The organism is Anabaena sp. CCY 9910 (assembly GCF_963920875.1).
GTDB lineage: Bacteria > Cyanobacteriota > Cyanobacteriia > Cyanobacteriales > Nostocaceae > Trichormus > Trichormus variabilis.
Map to the genome: position 1 here is coordinate 54054 of NZ_CAWUDJ010000017.1, position 18509 is coordinate 72562.

An 18509-nucleotide genomic window follows, 5' to 3' on the forward strand; every position below is an offset into this window, starting at 1 on the left:
GGTTAGGGTATTAGACCAGATCCTTTCAACAACTGACAACTGACAACTGACACGCAAAGCGCAATAAATATTTATCAGGTATTCAAATTTAGTTAATACTTAACGTCAAGCCGATGTTGTCTTTCTTGAGAAACTATTACATTTTAGTGTAAAAATATTTAATCGGCAAAGACTACAAAGTTTAACAGAAAAACTTTTATTTGCTTCTACCTCCTAACTTCTTGTGATACCAATTTCCCAAAGTTCAATAACATATTCAAATTGATAAACTCTAATAGATATCTAGAATTTTGAATTTTGAATTTTGAATTTTAAGTTGGTATTAATTTCATCAGCAAAATTCAGATAAACGGACAAAAAACCATGTCAAGGGTGACGGAAGAACGTAGGTCAAGAGAGCAGCCACTTGATCTAGAACAACCTAAGATTTGGTGGGGTCTTGCTGTAGCCCTACCAGTAGCCGTGGCTGCGGGGTTACTAGCTACAGCTAAATTTGAGCAATTAAAAAGGCTAGGCCCATCCGTACCTGTTAAACCAGTCGTTACAAGTGTTAGTGCTGTGGGACGTTTAGAACCGCAAGGGGAAGTAATTAAACTTTCGGCTCCCGTGGGAGGAATGCAATCAGCGTCGCGAGTTAAACAACTCTTTGTGAAAGAGGGAGAACGTGTTAGGAAGGGTCAAATCATAGCAATTTTGGATAATCACGATACCCAACTTGCAGCCGTGGAAGAAGCGAAGGCCAAATTACTGGAATCTCGCGCTAACTTGGCTCAAGTCCGGGTTGGTTCTCCCAGGGATATTCAAGCGCAAACCGCCGTAATTGCTCGCTTACAGGCGCAGTTAGTTGGTGAAAGAGATGCTCAACAAGCAACTATTACGCGTATTGCATCCCAATTAAGTGCGGAAAAAGTAGCGCAACAAGCATTAGTTAACCGCTTAGAAGCAGAACTCGTAGGACAGCAAGACAGTTTAAGAGCCACTCTGAACCGCATTAGAGCCGAGCAGCGTAACGCTCAAGTGGATGCGGGGCGCTACGATTTTCTCTATCGGGAAGGTGCTATTTCCCAGCAAGAGCGAGATAGAAGGCGATTAACGGCGACTACTGCTAATCAACAGGTAATTGAAAGTCAAGCCACCTTGAGACAGGCGCTAGCCACTCTCAGACAGCAAGTTGCTGAGGCTAGAGCTAATCAGATGAAAACTCTAGCCAGTTTGCAACAGCAACTCATCGAAGCGAGAGTTACCCGTGACAAAACCGTAGCGACATTACAAAGACAAATTGACGAAGAAAAAGCCAGGCTGAAAAGATTGGTGGAAGTGAGTCCTACTGATGTACAGATGGCTCAAGCTCAAGTGAGTAATGCGATCGCCAACGTCAGAAAAGCCGAAGCCGAATTAAAATTAAGCTACATTCAAGCACCCTCGGCGGGAGAAATCTTAAAAATTTATAGCAAGTCAGGAGAAGCCATCACCGCCGACGGTATCGCCGAAATGGGAGAAACCGAGCAAATGATGATTATTGCTGAGGTTCCTGAAGACGGTATTGGTCGGGTACGCATAGGCCAAAATGTCACAGCCAGCAGCGATAACGGAGCCTTTAGTGGCGAAATCCGAGGAACAGTCACCGAAATTGGCAGAAAAATTGGCAAAAAAGATGTCTTAAATACAGATCCAGCAGCTGATGTTGATGCCAGAGTTGTTGAAGTCAAAATTGCCTTATCACCAGAAGATAGTCAAAAAGTTTCTGGTTTAACCTACGCCAAGGTAGTGGTTGACATTAATAAATAATCAATTTTCCGTTGATGAGAAAATCCAAATAATTACGGGAATGAATCGTAAAAGAATCCCTCTATCTTGGTTACAATTAACGCGAGAAAAAACTCGCCTAGCCGTTGCGCTTGCGGGAATCGCCTTTGCGGATATTCTCATGTTTATGCAAATCGGTTTCCGCGATGCTCTTTATTATAGTAACGTTCGCTTACATTCAAGTTTGCAAGGCGACATTGTTTTAATTAATAAACAATCCAACGCCGTATTAGCAATGAAACCCTTTTCACAACGGCGCTTGTATAAGTCTTTAGAGCTACCATCAGTCCAATCAGTACATCCTATTTATTTAGATTACTCAATTTGGAAAAATCCCTATACTGGTCTAACTCGTAGTATTTTGGTTTTTGGAATTAATCCAGAAACTAATATATTTAATTTAGCAGGAGTACCAGAGAATTTAGATAAGCTCAAATTACCTGATGCTGTTTTATTCGACCGTTCTTCTAGACCAGAATATGGGCCGATCGCCAAAAATTTTGAGCAAGGACAGAGTATTTCGGCTGAAGTACGCCGTAGACGCATCAATGTTGTTGGTCTTTTTACTTTGGGCGCATCTTTTGGTGCAGATGGTAATTTAGTTACTAGCGATGTTAACTTTTTGCGGTTATTTCCTCTCCGTCGGCAAGGCTTAATTGATATTGGTTTAATTAGATTAAAACCAGGGGTAAATCCAAATACTGCCGTTCAAGAATTACGCAGTTATTTACCTGATGATATTAACGTATTAACTAAACAAGAATTCATTGATTTTGAGCGTCATTATTGGGCAAGTAGTACAGCTATTGGCTTTATTTTTACCTTAGGGACAATCATGGGTTTTATTGTTGGTACGGTAATTGTTTATCAAATTCTTTATACAGAAGTTGCTGATCATTTATCTGAATACGCTACCTTAAAAGCAATAGGATATACCCAAAAATATCTATTAGGTGTAATTTTACAAGAAGCATTACTATTAGCTTGCTTAGGTTATTTACCTGGGTGGGTTTTTGCTATGGTTCTATATCAAACTGCTAGACAAGCTACATTGTTGCCTGTATTCATGAGCTATGATCGCGCTATTACAGTGCTGATTCTCACAATGATTATGTGTTTTGTTTCCGGCTCAATTGCTGTACGTAAACTACGTTCTGCCGACCCAGCAGATATTTTCTAGAAGTGTAAATTAAAAATTAATCATGAAAAATATTTCAATACCAAATTTTATAACTCCAGTACTAAAAAATTTATATTATAATTTTGAATTTTGAATTTTAAATTATAAATTAGCTAACCCAAATATCATGAGACAAGAAGCTGTAATTGCCATTAAAAGCCTCAATCATTACTATGGTAAAGGCGCTCTCAAAAGGCAGATTTTATTTGATATAAACCTAGAGATTTACCCTGGGGAAATTGTGATTATGACCGGGCCATCAGGTTCAGGTAAAACTACATTACTCAGCTTGATTGGTGGTTTGCGGTCGGTACAGGAGGGAAATCTGCAATTTTTAGGTGTTGAGTTATCAGGTGCTAGCCAGAATAAACTGGTGCAGATTCGCCGTAGTATTGGTTATATATTTCAGGCTCACAACTTGCTGGGGTTTTTAACTGCAAGGCAAAATGTGCAGATGGCGGTGGAATTAAACGAGCATATTTCCCAAGAAGAAGCGATCGCCAAAGCAGAAGCTATGCTGAAAGCTGTAGGTCTAGAAAACCGCGTTGATTACTACCCAGACAATCTTTCTGGGGGACAAAAACAAAGAGTAGCGATCGCCCGCGCCCTAGTCAATAATCCGCCCTTGGTACTAGCAGACGAACCAACCGCCGCCCTAGATAAACAATCGGGACGTGATGTCGTGGAAATTATGCAGCGTCTCGCTAAAGACCAAGGTACTTCCATCTTGTTAGTTACCCACGATAACCGCATTCTCGACATCGCCGATCGCATCGTGGAAATGGAAGATGGTATATTAGCTCGTGATTCCCAAACAGCGATCGTCAGCTATGATGCCGGCGCTTGGAGTGAAACCCCTTAAGTTATCAATTTAGCATTCATTTAACGCCAGGCTGCTTCTGTGGTGTGGAGGCGTTTGCTTGACGGCTGGTACGGAAAGTTACATTTACACCATCATTCGATTGCTCTAACACTAATAAGGGCGTTGGTTTAGCCTTTTGATCCCAGTGCATATGAGCAATCCGACCTTGAATAGTTGGTTGCCATGTATCTTCATCATCCATTGGACTGAGATAAGTTTCAATACAGTCAATAATTTGGCTAATAGTCGTAGAAGTTGCCTGTGTTGGTAACTTCATTAAGCGAATTTGGATACGAAATAGTACTCGTTTAGCTGTGTTTGGGGGAGTACCAGTTTCATATTCCACATCAAAGGTTTCATCAACTTGTCGTCCAGTGGTGTTGGCAATACCCACAGTCCCTTGTTGCGATTGATTGGGACGCAAAGCTTGAGATATTTTATCTTTAATTCTAATTTTTACTTGATTGAGAATGGCAAAATGGAATACCTCTTCTGACATCCGCATCCGCAGATAATCAAGGTTAAAGTCCCGCGAGTTCACCAAGTCGGGATTGGTTTCCATTTTACGAATCGTTTCGAGAGCCAGTTTAAATTTTTTCTCTAGTTCTTTAGCACGAAATTTTTCAAACTTCAGTTTTTTCTCCAGTTGCGTCATCTGGAGCCTACCATAAACCACTAAAGCAATCACCGCTAAAAGTAATCCTCCAGAGGTAGCCAGCAAAACAGGTGAGATTTGAGACTCGGCTGCTGGTTTTTGCTGGATTACTTTTTTTGTTTTTGGCGGTGGGGATTGGGCAAGGAGTATTGAAGTTACCATAGTGAGTAAACGGAAAAGTTTGACTACTTAGTGTTAGGATGCCCAAATTTTGGCTTGTAAATTGCTGTATTATTACGCCTTGTGCAACTTTGTCTCAAACCTAACCCCCAACCCCTTCCCTACAAGGGAAGGGGAGCAAGATTTAAAGTAGAGACGTTGTATACAACGTCTCTACAGTTGCAGGAGAGAGGTACCCTGCGGGTACTCCTGCGGAGAACTCGTAGAGTAGCAAGCTATGGAGAGGGGTTTCAAGAATAAGCTGTAAATTGCTGTATTATTGGTATTTTTTACAGCTTCTCTCAAACCGCATATGTACATAAATCCCCATGTTGGTGCTGGGCATTCTCCAAATCTGCAAAGAATTTCCCAAAATACTGTGGCTGAATTGAGCCATGTCCGCCTCATTGCCACAGATATGGATGGTACTCTGACTCAGCAAGGAAGATTTTCTGCGGCTTTGTTGCAAACCCTAGAAGATTTAAAGGCTGGGGGGTTGACAGTACTGATTGTCACCGGACGTTCAGCCGGTTGGGTGAGTGGAATTAGTAGCTTAATGCCAGTTGCGGGGGCTATAGGGGAAAATGGGGGTTTGTTCTATCCTGCGAAAAGTGAGCATCCCTTACTATTAACACCCATTGCCGATGTAACTGAACATAGACAGAACTTAGCTTTGGTTTTTCAAGAATTAAAACTGAAATTTCCCCAAATTGAAGAATCAGGGGATAATCGCTTTCGCCTTACCGATTGGACATTTGATGTAGCTGGCCTGACTTTAGAGGAACTAAAAATTATGGGTAATCTCTGTCAAGATATGGGTTGGGGATTTACTTACAGCAACGTCCAGTGTCATATCAAACCACAAGGACAAGAAAAAGCGATCGCCTTATTGCAAGTTTTGCAAAAATATTTTCCCGATTATTCACCTACACAGGTTGTAACAGTTGGTGATAGCCCTAACGATGAAAGTTTATTTAATCAGCGTTATTTCCCCCTTTCTGTCGGTGTGGCGAATGTGTTGAAATATGCAGACCAGTTGCAGCATCAACCCGGTTACGTCACCACTGCGGCTGAGGGGGAAGGATTTTGTGAGTTATCTAGTTATATTTTGAGGAAGGGCAACTAAGGATTACCAATTACCAAATTATGCAAGACTCAGCATTTACCATTTTTATAGCTTTCGGCTGTATTTGGATACTCATAGGCGCAGTTGGTCTAATTGCTGTTGTGAAGTCGGAAGGTCAAAAACTTCGCTTTGATAAATGGGGACTGATAGTGTTAATCCCGATTATTGTGCCGATAGTGGTAGTTCTTCTGTATCAGGTGCTAAGACCGTTGTTTCGGTGAAGATGAAGCAATTATTCTTGAGCAAGGGATGATACTTATTCGACAGATAACCAGCTAGTTTGGGCAATTTTGCGACCATTAGGGTACAGCACTATCCTTGCCTACCATTACGCCCTCATACCCTTCCCCAGCAAAAAGTCTCATACCGTCAATCCCATAAATATTGGGAAATATCTACTTAAAACAGTACGATTGTTCTACTATAACCATAGTAAAAATAGTATTATTAAAAACTGTTTCACGCTGCCTCACTTTATCACCCTGTCGATATGTCAGATAATAAGCTAGCCGCATCCCTGAATGGACATCTTCCCTACGCCAATCACAACAGCCAGAATACCATTAGAATTCGGGGTGCGCGACAGCATAATCTGAAGAATATTGACTTGGAATTGCCACGCGATCGCCTAATCGTGTTTACTGGTGTATCAGGTTCAGGTAAGTCTTCCTTGGCGTTTGATACCATCTTCGCGGAAGGTCAACGGCGGTATGTGGAATCCCTCAGTGCTTACGCCAGACAATTTTTAGGACAATTAGATAAACCGGATGTGGAAGCCATCGAAGGTTTAAGCCCGGCGATTTCCATTGACCAAAAATCTACATCCCACAACCCCCGTTCTACTGTGGGAACGGTGACAGAAATTTACGACTATTTGCGACTGTTGTTTGGTCGGGCTGGTGAACCCCATTGTCCCATATGCGATCGCTGTATTGCACCCCAAACCATTGATGAGATGGTTGATAGGATTATGGAACTACCGGACAAAACTCGGTTTCAAATTCTCGCGCCTGTGGTTAGGGGTAAGAAAGGAACTCACCGCAAATTATTATCTAGTTTGGCTTCCCAAGGCTTTGTTCGGGTGCGGGTTGATGGCGAAGTCCGCGAACTTTCCGACTCGATTGAATTAGATAAAAATATTACTCATATCATTGAGGTTGTCATTGACCGACTGGTAAAAAAAGACGGTATTCAAGAACGTTTGGTAGATTCTTTGTCTACGTGTCTCAAACAAGCTGGTGGTATTGCCAACATATTGATCAGTAATTCATCAACAACGGACGATGGACAAGAGACAACTGACGATGAAGAATTAGTATTTTCGGAAAACTTTGCTTGTCCTGAACATGGCGCAGTTATGGAGGAGTTATCACCCCGCTTGTTCTCCTTTAACTCCCCCTATGGCGCTTGTCCCAACTGTCACGGCCTTGGCACTTTACGCAGATTTTCGCCAGAATTAGTCGTACCTGACCCTGAAGCTCCAGTATATGCGGCGATCGCTCCTTGGTCAGAAAAAGAAAATTCCTATTACCTGGAACTACTATATAGCTTAGGACAAACTCACAATTTTGAGTTACAAATCCAGTGGAATAAGTTAACCCCAGAGCAACAACAAATTATTTTGTATGGGGAAAAGCAGGAAGGTAAAGATAATCCTAAAACACCAAGTTTTAAAGGTGTATTGCCAATTTTGCAACGCCAATATGAAGGCGGTTCCGAATTAATTAAGCAGAAATTAGAGCAGTATTTAATTGACCAACCATGCGAAGTTTGTCACGGCAAACGGTTAAAACCAGAAGCCTTGGCAGTGAAGTTGGGACAATATAATATTTTAGATTTAACTGGAGTTTCGATTCGGGATTGTCGAGAGAGAACAGAACAATTAAAATTAAGCGATCGGCAGATGCAAATTGCTGATTTAGTCTTGCGAGAAGTTAAAGCTAGATTGCAATTTTTGTTAGATGTCGGCTTAGATTACCTCACCCTAGATCGTGCCGCCATGACCCTTTCTGGTGGTGAAGCCCAACGCATTCGCCTCGCTACACAAATTGGCTCTGGCTTAACAGGTGTTCTCTACGTTTTAGATGAACCAAGCATTGGTTTACACCAAAGAGATAACGCAAGATTACTCAAAACTTTAACTAAATTAAGAGATTTAGGTAATACCTTAATTGTAGTTGAACACGACGAAGAAACAATCCGTGCTGCCGACTACCTAGTTGATATTGGGCCAGGTGCAGGTATCCACGGCGGTAATATTATTTCTCAAGGGGATTTGCAAGCTTTATTAACAGCAGAAGAGTCTCTTACTGGTGCATATTTATCAGGACGTAAGGTCATTAATACACCAGGAGAACGCCGTGAAGGAAATGGTCGCAGTTTAACCATTAAAAATGCCTATCGCAATAATTTAAGAAATATCGATGTAGAAATTCCTTTAGGTAAATTAGTTGCTGTCACGGGTGTTTCCGGTTCTGGTAAATCGACATTAATTAATGAATTACTTTACCCATCACTACAACATCATCTAACTAAAAAAGTTCCTTTACCAAAAGAGTTAGAGAAAATTCAGGGTTTAAGTGCAGTAGATAAAGCGATCGTCATCGACCAATCACCCATCGGACGCACACCACGTTCTAACCCCGCAACTTACACAGGGGTTTTTGACGTAATTCGGGACGTATTTTCACAAACAGTAGAAGCAAAAGCCAGAGGTTACAAACCCGGACAATTTTCTTTCAATGTTAAAGGTGGACGTTGTGAAGCCTGTAGCGGACAGGGTGTAAATGTCATTGAGATGAACTTTCTTCCTGATGTTTACGTGCAGTGTGAAATTTGCAAAGGTGCAAGATACAACCGCGAAACGTTGCAAGTGAAATATAAAGATAAATCTATTTCTGACGTTCTCAACATGACTGTTGAGGAGAGTTTAGATTTCTTCCAAAACATCCCCAAAGCTGCTACAAGGTTGCAAACTTTAGTTGATGTTGGATTAGGCTATGTTCAACTAGGACAGCCTGCAACTACCTTATCTGGTGGTGAAGCGCAAAGGGTAAAATTAGCCACAGAATTATCTCGCCGCGCTACAGGTAAGACACTTTATTTAATCGATGAACCCACCACAGGATTATCTTTTTATGATGTCCACAAATTACTAGATGTGTTGCAAAGATTGGTCGATAAAGGTAATTCGATTTTGGTAATTGAACACAACTTAGATGTAATTCGTTGTGCTGATTGGGTGATTGATTTAGGACCAGAAGGTGGCGACAAAGGGGGAGAAATCATTGCGGTCGGTACACCAGAGGAGGTTGCTAAAAATACTAGGTCTTATACTGGGCAATATTTACAGCAGGTGTTAAAACAGTATCCTGCGGTGATAATTTAGTATAAATGTGGGTAAACACGAATAAATAAATTATCAGAAATTGACGGTTTGGTAGGGTGCGTCAGTATGAATCATTTCTGATTATAGTTAAGTTATATCGCACTGACGCACCCTACATTTTGGATAATTTTTTGTCTTGAGGGAAACAAGCTACATCTGCTGTTAATTATTCTTGCTTGTACCTCACTACAATGAGAACCGCTATATATAGAAATCATCAAACGCTTCACAATAATCAGTGTGCGCTTGACAAAATCCTCTAAGCTTTTTACGACTGATGACGTGCATTATTCAAAATAGGATGAGATAAGACTAAGCATCATCAGCAGTCTCATCACTTTGCGGTTGTAATGTTTTCACTACAACTCTACCATTCTCCACCACAGTATAAGTTTTACCCACACTTTTGCTGTGGTCAATAGGAGTATCCTCACCTTGGTTTTGATGAGAAGTATTTTGCATCTGTTGTTGGTTTAGGACAACTGCACAACTAGCGCAATAAAAAGAAGACATATCTAGTAAATTGAGATATGTCTTTATTATCGCATATCTAAGTTCTAGCCTCTTTCTAAGGAGGTTCGTTGGATAGTATTAGCTGATGTTCCATCTGGTGACTGTCCGCTAAACATATAGCGTTGTTCGGGAATTGGATAACCAGCTTGACCAAAAGTCTCCCTGATGGTTTTATTCGTATCAAAATAAACTTGCCAGTAATTTTCATTATGGCAATAAGGACGCACTGCTAATACTGGCCCTGCTAAATTGAATTCCAATATTTCTACATCTGGTGCAGGATTATTTAATACATGAGGAATTTGGCTAATTCTCTCTTTTAAACGCCTAATTGCATCCGTAGGATCAACTGCGTGATGCAGTTGTGCTTGCAAGTCAACACGACGGTAAGGATTGGCAGAAAAATTCTGGATATTATCAGCAAATATTTTATTATTACCAATAATTGTCTTTACATTATCGAGTGTATTGATAGTTGTGGTAAACAGTCCAATTTCTTCTACTGTTCCTGTAACTCCTGCTGCTTGAATAGTATCACCAACCATAAATGGGCGAAAAATAATTAAAAATGCACCAGCCGCGAAGTTTGCCAACAGACCACTCCAAGCCGCACCAATGGCTATACCAGCTGCCGCTAGTAATGCTGCAAAAGAAGTAGTTTCTATGCCGAAAAACCCAAGAATTGCTACGATTAAAACAATTTTCAGAATTACATTAACTATATTCACAATATAGTTAACTAGTGTAGGCTCAACGTGTTTATTGCGAAAAGCACGGCGCAGTAGTTTTAAGCCAAAATCAATCAACCATTGAGCAATAATCCAAAGAGCGATCGCTCCTAAAACTCTCAGTCCAAACTGTGTTAAAAGAGCTAGAGCAACTTGACTAATTTCAGCTACATTCATAAGAATTTATCTATTTTTGATGCTTTTTGAAAAGAACGGTAATTTAACGCTATATGCTGACTAAAAGTTATTAAATTTTTACAGCTTGCCATAATAGTGAGAATTAGTTGATGGCTTAACCTCTTTCTTAAGTTAGGTTTTATTTTTTACCCGGAAAAAGTATTAATAATGAATGCTGAAACACGAGAAATAAGGGAATATAAACACAAAAAAAGGTAAGCCAGAGAATGACCTACCTTGTAGTTAATCCTTATTCTGCTTGAGGAAAAATAAAGTACTTAAAACTCAGTAATTACCTTATGAAGATAATGCCGATGAGGGAATGACAGAACTAGTACCATTTTCGGGTGGCATACTAAAACCATAGCGTTGTTCAGGGATGGGATAACCTGCTTCACCAAATGTTTCGCGTATGGCTTTATTGGTATCAAAATAAACTTGCCAGTAATGGTCGTTATTGCAATAGGGACGTACTGCTAATACAGGGCCTGCTAGATTAAAGGTAAGAATTTCTACATCTGGTGCAGGGTTTTCTACCACATTGGGAATTTGACTAATTCTAGCTTTTAAAAGAGCGATCGCTTGATTATGATCAACATCATGATGAAGTTGCGCCAGTAAGTCAACGCGACGGAAGGGATTAGCTGAGAAATTCTGGATATTATCAGCGAATATTTTGTTATTGGCGACTATTGTCAACACATTGTCAGGAGTCGTGATATCTGTGGTGAACAGGCCGATTTCTGAGACTGTACCGGTTATCCCTGCGGCTGTGATAAAGTCGCCAACCTTGAATGGACGAAAAATAATTAAAAATGCACCTGCGGCAAAGTTCGCCAATAATCCACCCCAAGCTGCACCAATAGCCACACCTGCGGCTGCTAACAATGCCGCAAAGGACGTAGTTTCAATGCCAAAGAAACCGAGAATTGCCACAATCAGCACAATTCTCAATGTGACAGAAACAATATTCAGTAGGTAGTTAATGAGTGTTGGCTCAATATTCTGGGTGCGTAAACCACGACGCACTAGCTTGATGGCAAACTCAATCAGCTTTTGAGCAACAATCCATAGTGCGATCGCCCCTACAACTTTCAGCCCAAATTGAGTTAACAGTGCAAGGGCTACCTGTCCAATTTGTGGGAAATTCATAATTTCTTCTTATTTTAGTGTTTATCAAAAAAGATACTAGAAATTCCGTAAAAACTGTCTATGGATACTTTTTTTTAATCTTTGGCATCAATAAGCATGATTGAAAACGTCTGTTACGTTTCACAGAGTAGAAAACTCATCATCTATCTTCAGCTAGAGAAATAAGCTCTATGGAGAAAAATGTTGATACATGAAGCTGGATAACTGTACATAAATATGGGCATACTGGCTCATAGACAAGGTCTTGTACCATGAAACTCTTCACTTGGGAGCATTGTGAAGGTGACTACAAATTTGCCAAGCCGAGCGCTGACTACTCCTTTATAATCCTCCCTCGTCCGAAGGCTGATTATTAGTTTTCACACATAAGTCCTCAGAAAAATTGATATCCGCGTGGAGTCAGTCAAGATGAATACATATGTAGATTTGGCGATCGCAATTCCTGGTTATTTTGTATTAGAAGAAATTTATCATGGCTCAAAAACAGTTGTTTATCGGGCAGTAAGAGAAGTAGATCAGCAACCCGTGGTGATCAAACTGCTCAAGCGCGAGTATCCTACCTTTAGTGAACTGTTACAGTTTCGCAACCAGTATGCGATCGCTAAAAACTTAAAGATTCCCGGCATTGTCAATTTATATAGCTTGGAAGCATACCGCAATAGTTATGCAATGGTGATGGAAGATTTTGGTGGCATTTCTTTACGAGATTATGCTCAGCAGCAATCGCTTTCTTTAACTGAAATTTTGACCATTACCATTCAACTAGCAGATATTCTGCATCATCTTTACCAACAAAGGATAATTCATAAGGATATCAAACCTGCAAATATTCTGATTAACCCAGAAACTAAACAGGTTAAATTAATCGATTTTAGTATCGCCTCCCTACTTCCTAGAGAAACCCAAAGTATTATTAGTCCTAATATTTTAGAAGGAACTCTTGCCTATTTATCACCAGAACAGACTGGAAGAATGAACCGAGGAATTGATTATCGTAGTGATTTTTATTCTTTGGGTGTCTCACTTTTTGAATTACTCACTGGACAATTACCATTTACTACTGATGATCCAATGGAGTTGGTTCATTGTCATATTGCTAAACAACCAGACCAATTCAAACTACCCTCTTCCTTCCCTAAGGAAGACTATGGGAACGGGTTCTCCAACGGAGTACAAACCGCAAAATTGCCAAATGGGGAAACCATTCCCCAAGTTGTTGGTGAGATCGTGATGAAGTTAATGGCAAAAAATGCCGAAGACCGTTATCAAAATGCCTTGGGTTTAAAATATGATTTAGAAAAATGTCTAGCAGAATTACAAGAAACTGGTAAAGTCGAATACTTTACAATTGGTAGTCGGGATGTATGCGATCGCTTTCTTATTCCTGACAAACTCTATGGTCGAGAAGCAGAAATAGAAACTTTACTAGCAGCCTTTACTAGAGTGAGTCTTGGTGCTACAGAATTGATGCTAGTAGCTGGTTTTTCTGGAATTGGTAAAACGGCGGTAATCAACGAAGTTCATAAACCTATTGTTCGTCAACGGGGCTATTTTATTCAGGGTAAATTCGACCAATTTCAACGGAATCTTCCCTTCTCAGCATTTGTGCAAGCTTTCCGTAATTTAATGGGGCAATTACTTACAGAAAGTGATACTCAAATTCAGCGATGGCGAGGCAAGATACTAGAAGCTGTAGGTGACAATGGACAGGTAATTATCGAAGTCATACCAGAGTTGGAACGAATTATTGGTAAGCAACCACCAGCACCAAAACTATCAGGTACGGCTTTACAAAATAGATTTAATTTATTATTTAAAAAATTCACTCAAGTGTTTACTAGTGCTGAACATCCACTAGTAATTTTTCTTGATGATTTGCAATGGGCTGATTCTGGTTCATTGAAATTAATCCAGTTGTTAATGAATGACACAGGTTATCTGCTTTTAATTGGTGCATATCGGGATAACGAAGTGAATCCAGCACATCCGTTAATGTTAACGGTGAATGAAATTGGCAAAGATAATTGCACCATCAAGAAGATTGATTTAGCACCATTAAATCAATTGCAGGTGAATACATTAGTGGCGGAAACACTGAAATGCTCGGAGGAAATAGCCCAGTCTTTGGCTTTATTAGTATTTCAAAAAACTCAGGGTAATCCTTTTTTTACTACACAATTTCTTAAGGCACTATACCACGATAATCTAATTCAATTTAACGGCGATTTAGGCTGTTGGCAGTGTGATATTGCCCAAATTAATCACCAAGCTTTGACAGATGATGTGGTTGCCTTTATGGCATTTCAATTACAAAGACTGCCACGAGCAACTCAAGAAATATTGCAGTTAGCAGCTTGTATTGGCAATCAATTTGATTTAGAAACTTTAGCAATTGTTTGGGAATCATCGCCCACGAAAACGGCGGCTTGTTTATGGAAGGCATTAGAAGAAGGTTTGATTATACCCCAAAGTGAAGTTTATAAGTTTTTTGTTGGGCAAGAGCAGGAAATAGATCATGCACAAACTACGGAGATTGTTACATATAAGTTTCTTCATGACAGGGTGCAACAAGCTGCCTATTGTTTGATTCCAGAAGCTGAACGGGCGATCGCTCATCACAACATAGGACAATTACTACTACAAAAAATCTCCCCCGCAGCGAGAGAGGAGCATATCTTTGAAATAGTTAATCAGTTAAACTACGGCATTACACTGATTACACAACAAAGCCAACGGGATGAACTCGCCCAACTCAACCTGAATGCGGCACAAAAAGCCAGAGCTGCAACAGCTTATCAAGCCAGTCGTGAATACGCTGACACAAGCATCATACTTTTAGGTGAAACTGCTTGGCAGCGACAATATCAATTGACTCTCGCCATCCATGAATTAGCGGCGGAGATTGCCTTATTGTGTGGGGATGTTGAGCAGATGAACCAGTTAATTGAGACGGTGGTTAATCATGCCAAATGCCCTTTGGATCGGGTGCAAGTTTACCAAGTCAAAATCCAAGCTCTCACCTCCCGCAATGAGTTGTTAGAAGCGATCGCCACAGGTACATCCCTCCTGCAAGAACTAGGAGTCAGCTTGCCTGATCATCCCACTCCAGAGGATGTACAGCAGGCTAGAGAAGAAATTAACAGATTAATTGGCGATCGCCACCTAGAGGAATTTATCAATCTGCCGAAGATGACAGATCCGGAAAAACTTGCCATCATGCAAATTTCCAGCAGCCTCATCCCCGCTTGTTACATGACAGGTTCACTGTTGTATCTGTTGATTGTTCCTCTACAGGTGAAACTTTCTGTGCAATTTGGTAACAGTCTGTTTTCTGCTCATGGTTACGTGAGTTATGCCTTCCAACTGAGTACAACATGGCAAGATATGGCGTTGGCGCAACAGTTGGGACAAATAGCTTACCAGCTAGCCTCCGAGCCAGAGGCGAAAAACGTTCGCGCCGCTACTTTCATTGTTTTGGGAGGATATTTTTATCACTGCACAGCTCATCTGCAAGACACACTACCAATTATCCAAGAAGGATGTATTGCAGGATTAGAAACAGGTAATTGGGAATTTTTTGGCTACAACGTGCAGAATTTTGGGATGAACGCTTACTGGAGTGGTGAATCTTTGAGCGAATTTGCATCCCAAATTTCTACTTATTACCAGCAGTTACTCGAATTTAATTTGGTGACAAGTGCAAATCATTGTTTCGTTTATTGGGAATCAGCATTGACTTTACTAGGAAAATCAGCTGATGAGATTTCATTACGCCAAGATGCCTATGGAGAGAAAATTGTCGCTGAAGCACTAGCTGCTAACGATTTGTGGCGATTATTCCAGTTTTACCTGTATCGCTTGGTGCTGAATTTTCTGCTAGCAGATCCTCGCGCCAAACAAGATGCAGAAACAGCCAGACAGTATTTAACTGGCTGTGTAGGGAGTGTAGCCGAACCAATTTTTTACTTCTACGATTCCTTAATAGCACTGGCTGAACTTCACTCATCACCAGCCGACAGTGATAGTCAATGGCAACGAATCCGAGAAAATCAAGCCATTCTGGACAAATGGGCGAACCATGCGCCGATGAATTACCTACATAAATGGCAATTGGTGACAGCAGAAATACATCGTCTGCTGGAGCAGAAAACTGAGGCCATAGAATTGTATGAGATGGCAATTAAAGGTGCAAGAGAAAATAAATACCTCCGAGACGAAGCCCTAGCCAATGAACTTGCCGCAAAGTTTTATCTGGATTGGGAAAAAGAAAAAGTTGCCGCAGTTTATATGCAGGAGGCTTACTATTGCTATGCCCGTTGGGGTGCTAAAGCCAAAACTAACGACTTAGAAAAACGCTATCCCCAACTGCTCCAACCCATTTTGCAAGAACGACAGTTTAAATTTAACTCCCAAGAAACTATAGCTGTTTCTGGCACATCTTCATCTACCCTCATTTCCGCAGTAGGCAGTACTAGTATCTCCGACACCCTAGATTTTGCCTCTATTTTAAAGGCTGCTCAAGTTATTTCCACTTCCTTAGAATTAGACGAACTCATCACCAATCTCACCCAGATTATTTTAGAAAACTCTGGGGCAAAAAAATCTGCACTGCTGCTTCCCCAGGAAGATATTTGGCAAATCAAAGCCATGACTTTGAGCAACCTCCAACCAAATTCTTCCGAGTCTACCCAAACTATTCTGGAATCACAACCATTAGAAACTTGTGAAGATATCCCCAAAAACATTATTTACTATGTCAAAAATACCCAACAAACCGTTGTCATAGATAATCTACAAACAGATATTCCCGGACTGATTGGGGAATATATGTTACAAAATCAACCCCAGAGCGTATTTTGTACGCCAATGATGAATCAGGGGCATTTAGTGGGGATTCTCTATTTAGAAAATAGACTAACAAGGGGAGTATTTACTAGCGATCGCTTGGAAGTGATCCGCCTCTTATCTGCCCAAGCCGCAGTCTCTCTAGAAAAAGCTCGTCTTTATCAAGAATCTCAAACAACAGCTCAACAGCTGAAACAATCCCTCAAACAACAGAAAATCTTGTTTGATGTTGTTAATCAGATGCGCCAGTCTTTAGACTTGAATGCTATTTTCTGCGTAGTTACCCAAAATATTCGTCGTATTCTCGATGTTGATCGGGTGGGAATCTATCAGTTTCACCTAGATGTAAATTATGAATATGGCGAGTTTGTCGCCGAAGATGTATCACCTGCATTTCCTTCCGCTCTCGCAGTCAAAGTTCAAGATCACTGCTTTGGCGAAAACTATGCCAACCTCTATAAACAGGGACGCATCTGTGCAATAACCGATGTACAATCATCGGAGGTTTTAGATTGTCATCGGCAAATTTTGGCACAGTTCCATGTTAGAGCATCATTGGTAGTGCCAATTATGCAGGAAGAAGAACTGTGGGGACTACTTTGTATTCACCAATGCGATCGCCCTCGTCAATGGGAACCTTTAGAAATGCAGTTTGCCCAGCAAGTCGGCGCGCAAATGGGTATTGCCCTCAAGCAAACAGACTTATTAATCCAAACGCAAAAACAAGCCACCCAACTAGAACACACGCTGCAACATCTCCAGCAAACCCAACTTCAGTTAGTGCAGAATGAAAAAATGTCTGCATTGGGTAATTTAGTTGCAGGGGTAGCCCATGAAATGAATAATCCTTTGGGCTTTATTGCCGTCAGTCTGCAACATACTCAACCCACCTTTGCTGATATTGTGGAGCATTTAAAACTATATCAAGAAAGTCTGCCCCATCCTGGAGATAAAATTCTCCATCATGCCGCACAAATCGATTTAGATTACACTTTAGAAGACTTACCCAAGTTAATTGAGGCGATGGTGATGGCGTGCGATCGCCTCAAAAATATCAGCACCAGTCTTCGCACTTTTTCACGGGCAGATAAAGATTACAAAATACCTTTTAACATTCATAAAGGTATCGATAGTACCATTTTAATCTTGAAACATCGATTGAAATCTAACGACAAACGTCCAGCTATTGAGGTAATAACTAAGTACGGTAATTTACCCCACATTGAATGCTTTCCCGGACAATTGAACCAGGTCTTTATGAATATCTTAGCCAATGCTATTGATGCTTTAGAAGACGCAAATAATAATTTGAGTTATGCAGAAATTGCAGCGAATACTAACCGCATTATCATTCGTACCACCCAAGTAAATAACCACGTCAAAATTTCTATTGCTGATAATGGTATCGGCATGAGTGAAGAGTTAAAGCAAAATATATTTGAGCATTTATTTACGACCAAAGGCGTAGAAAAAGGTACAGGATTAGGACTAGCGATCGCTCGTCAAATTGTTGTAGAAAAGCATGGTGGAACAATCGATGTCAATTCTCAACTAGGTCAAGGCACTGAATTTGTGATTATTTTGCCCATAACAGCAGAAAGAGCCAATAAATATTGATAAGATAAAAAGACAAAAGGGCATCTAAAATAGATGCCCGTCATGCAGGGAAAACTTTTAATAGTTATCCCTACACCTTCCCAACAATCAGCAACAGTGGCTAGTTAGTGATTAGCCACACTCACAGTCACAAACGTGAATATAATTATCTTATTCACTACTAATTATAAAAGCCGCAGTGTAACCACTGAAAATTTATTTCTACTATCAATAAAATTATCATTACATTTACTAATAGTAAGGTTAGTTGCTAATCAACTTCAACGGAGGTAATGGGTAATGGATAATACGTACAGTTTCT

The 18509-nt window shown here is 40.5% G+C and carries 11 protein-coding genes; 6 read left to right on the top strand and 5 right to left on the bottom strand.

Going from position 1 to position 18509, the window contains the following annotated elements; genetic code table 11:
- Positions 1-363: 363 nt before the first annotated feature.
- The 3 genes from ACM5QX_RS14575 (at position 364) to ACM5QX_RS14585 (ending at position 3848) form a co-directional block, all read left to right on the top strand.
- Positions 364-1788 carry an HlyD family efflux transporter periplasmic adaptor subunit gene (locus tag ACM5QX_RS14575; RefSeq protein ID WP_414754176.1) on the top strand — a complete coding sequence of 475 codons (1425 nt, stop codon included), beginning with the start codon at positions 364-366 and terminating at the stop codon, positions 1786-1788.
- 40 nt (positions 1789-1828) lie between these two features.
- On the top strand, positions 1829-2986 hold the full coding sequence (gene devC, locus ACM5QX_RS14580; RefSeq protein WP_414754177.1) for an ABC transporter permease DevC: 1158 nt from the start codon (positions 1829-1831) through the stop codon (positions 2984-2986).
- Between the two features lie 127 nt (positions 2987-3113).
- On the top strand, positions 3114-3848 hold the full coding sequence (locus tag ACM5QX_RS14585) for a DevA family ABC transporter ATP-binding protein (RefSeq protein WP_190567347.1): 735 nt from the start codon (positions 3114-3116) through the stop codon (positions 3846-3848).
- 16 nt (positions 3849-3864) lie between these two features.
- On the opposite strand, the gene ACM5QX_RS14590 is transcribed toward ACM5QX_RS14585, so the two are convergent.
- Positions 3865-4665: a hypothetical protein gene (locus ACM5QX_RS14590; protein ID WP_414754178.1), complete on the bottom strand. Its 801-nt coding sequence runs from the start codon at positions 4663-4665 to the stop codon at positions 3865-3867.
- Between the two features lie 310 nt (positions 4666-4975).
- On the opposite strand from ACM5QX_RS14590, the gene ACM5QX_RS14595 reads away from it, so the two are divergent.
- A complete protein-coding gene (locus tag ACM5QX_RS14595; protein ID WP_414754179.1) occupies positions 4976-5788 on the top strand; it encodes an HAD family hydrolase in 813 nt (270 codons plus the stop codon).
- Between the two features lie 162 nt (positions 5789-5950).
- On the opposite strand, the gene ACM5QX_RS14600 is transcribed toward ACM5QX_RS14595, so the two are convergent.
- Positions 5951-6088, bottom strand: coding sequence for a hypothetical protein (locus ACM5QX_RS14600; protein ID WP_414754180.1), 138 nt, complete (start codon positions 6086-6088; stop codon positions 5951-5953).
- A gap of 190 nt (positions 6089-6278) precedes the next feature.
- Between ACM5QX_RS14600 and uvrA the strand changes: the two genes are divergently transcribed.
- On the top strand, positions 6279-9176 hold the full coding sequence (uvrA, locus tag ACM5QX_RS14605; RefSeq protein ID WP_414754181.1) for an excinuclease ABC subunit UvrA: 2898 nt from the start codon (positions 6279-6281) through the stop codon (positions 9174-9176).
- A gap of 312 nt (positions 9177-9488) precedes the next feature.
- Here the strand turns inward: uvrA and ACM5QX_RS14610 are convergent, their stop codons facing one another.
- The 3 genes from ACM5QX_RS14610 to ACM5QX_RS14620 all read right to left on the bottom strand — a co-directional run bounded on the left by ACM5QX_RS14610 (position 9489) and on the right by ACM5QX_RS14620 (position 11746).
- Positions 9489-9689 (bottom strand): hypothetical protein, encoded by a 201-nt coding sequence (locus ACM5QX_RS14610; RefSeq protein WP_414754182.1) that lies wholly within the window; start codon positions 9687-9689, stop codon positions 9489-9491.
- Positions 9690-9733: 44 nt separating this feature from the next.
- On the bottom strand, positions 9734-10594 hold the full coding sequence (locus ACM5QX_RS14615; RefSeq protein ID WP_414754183.1) for a mechanosensitive ion channel family protein: 861 nt from the start codon (positions 10592-10594) through the stop codon (positions 9734-9736).
- A 297-nt stretch (positions 10595-10891) separates the two neighbouring features.
- Positions 10892-11746, bottom strand: coding sequence for a mechanosensitive ion channel family protein (locus tag ACM5QX_RS14620; protein WP_414754184.1), 855 nt, complete (start codon positions 11744-11746; stop codon positions 10892-10894).
- Positions 11747-12154: 408 nt separating this feature from the next.
- Here ACM5QX_RS14620 and ACM5QX_RS14625 point away from each other — a divergent pair, with 408 nt between their 5' ends.
- Positions 12155-18208, top strand: a complete 6054-nt coding sequence (locus tag ACM5QX_RS14625) for an AAA family ATPase (RefSeq protein ID WP_414754185.1) — start codon at positions 12155-12157, stop codon at positions 18206-18208.
- Positions 18209-18509: the final 301 nt, after the last annotated feature.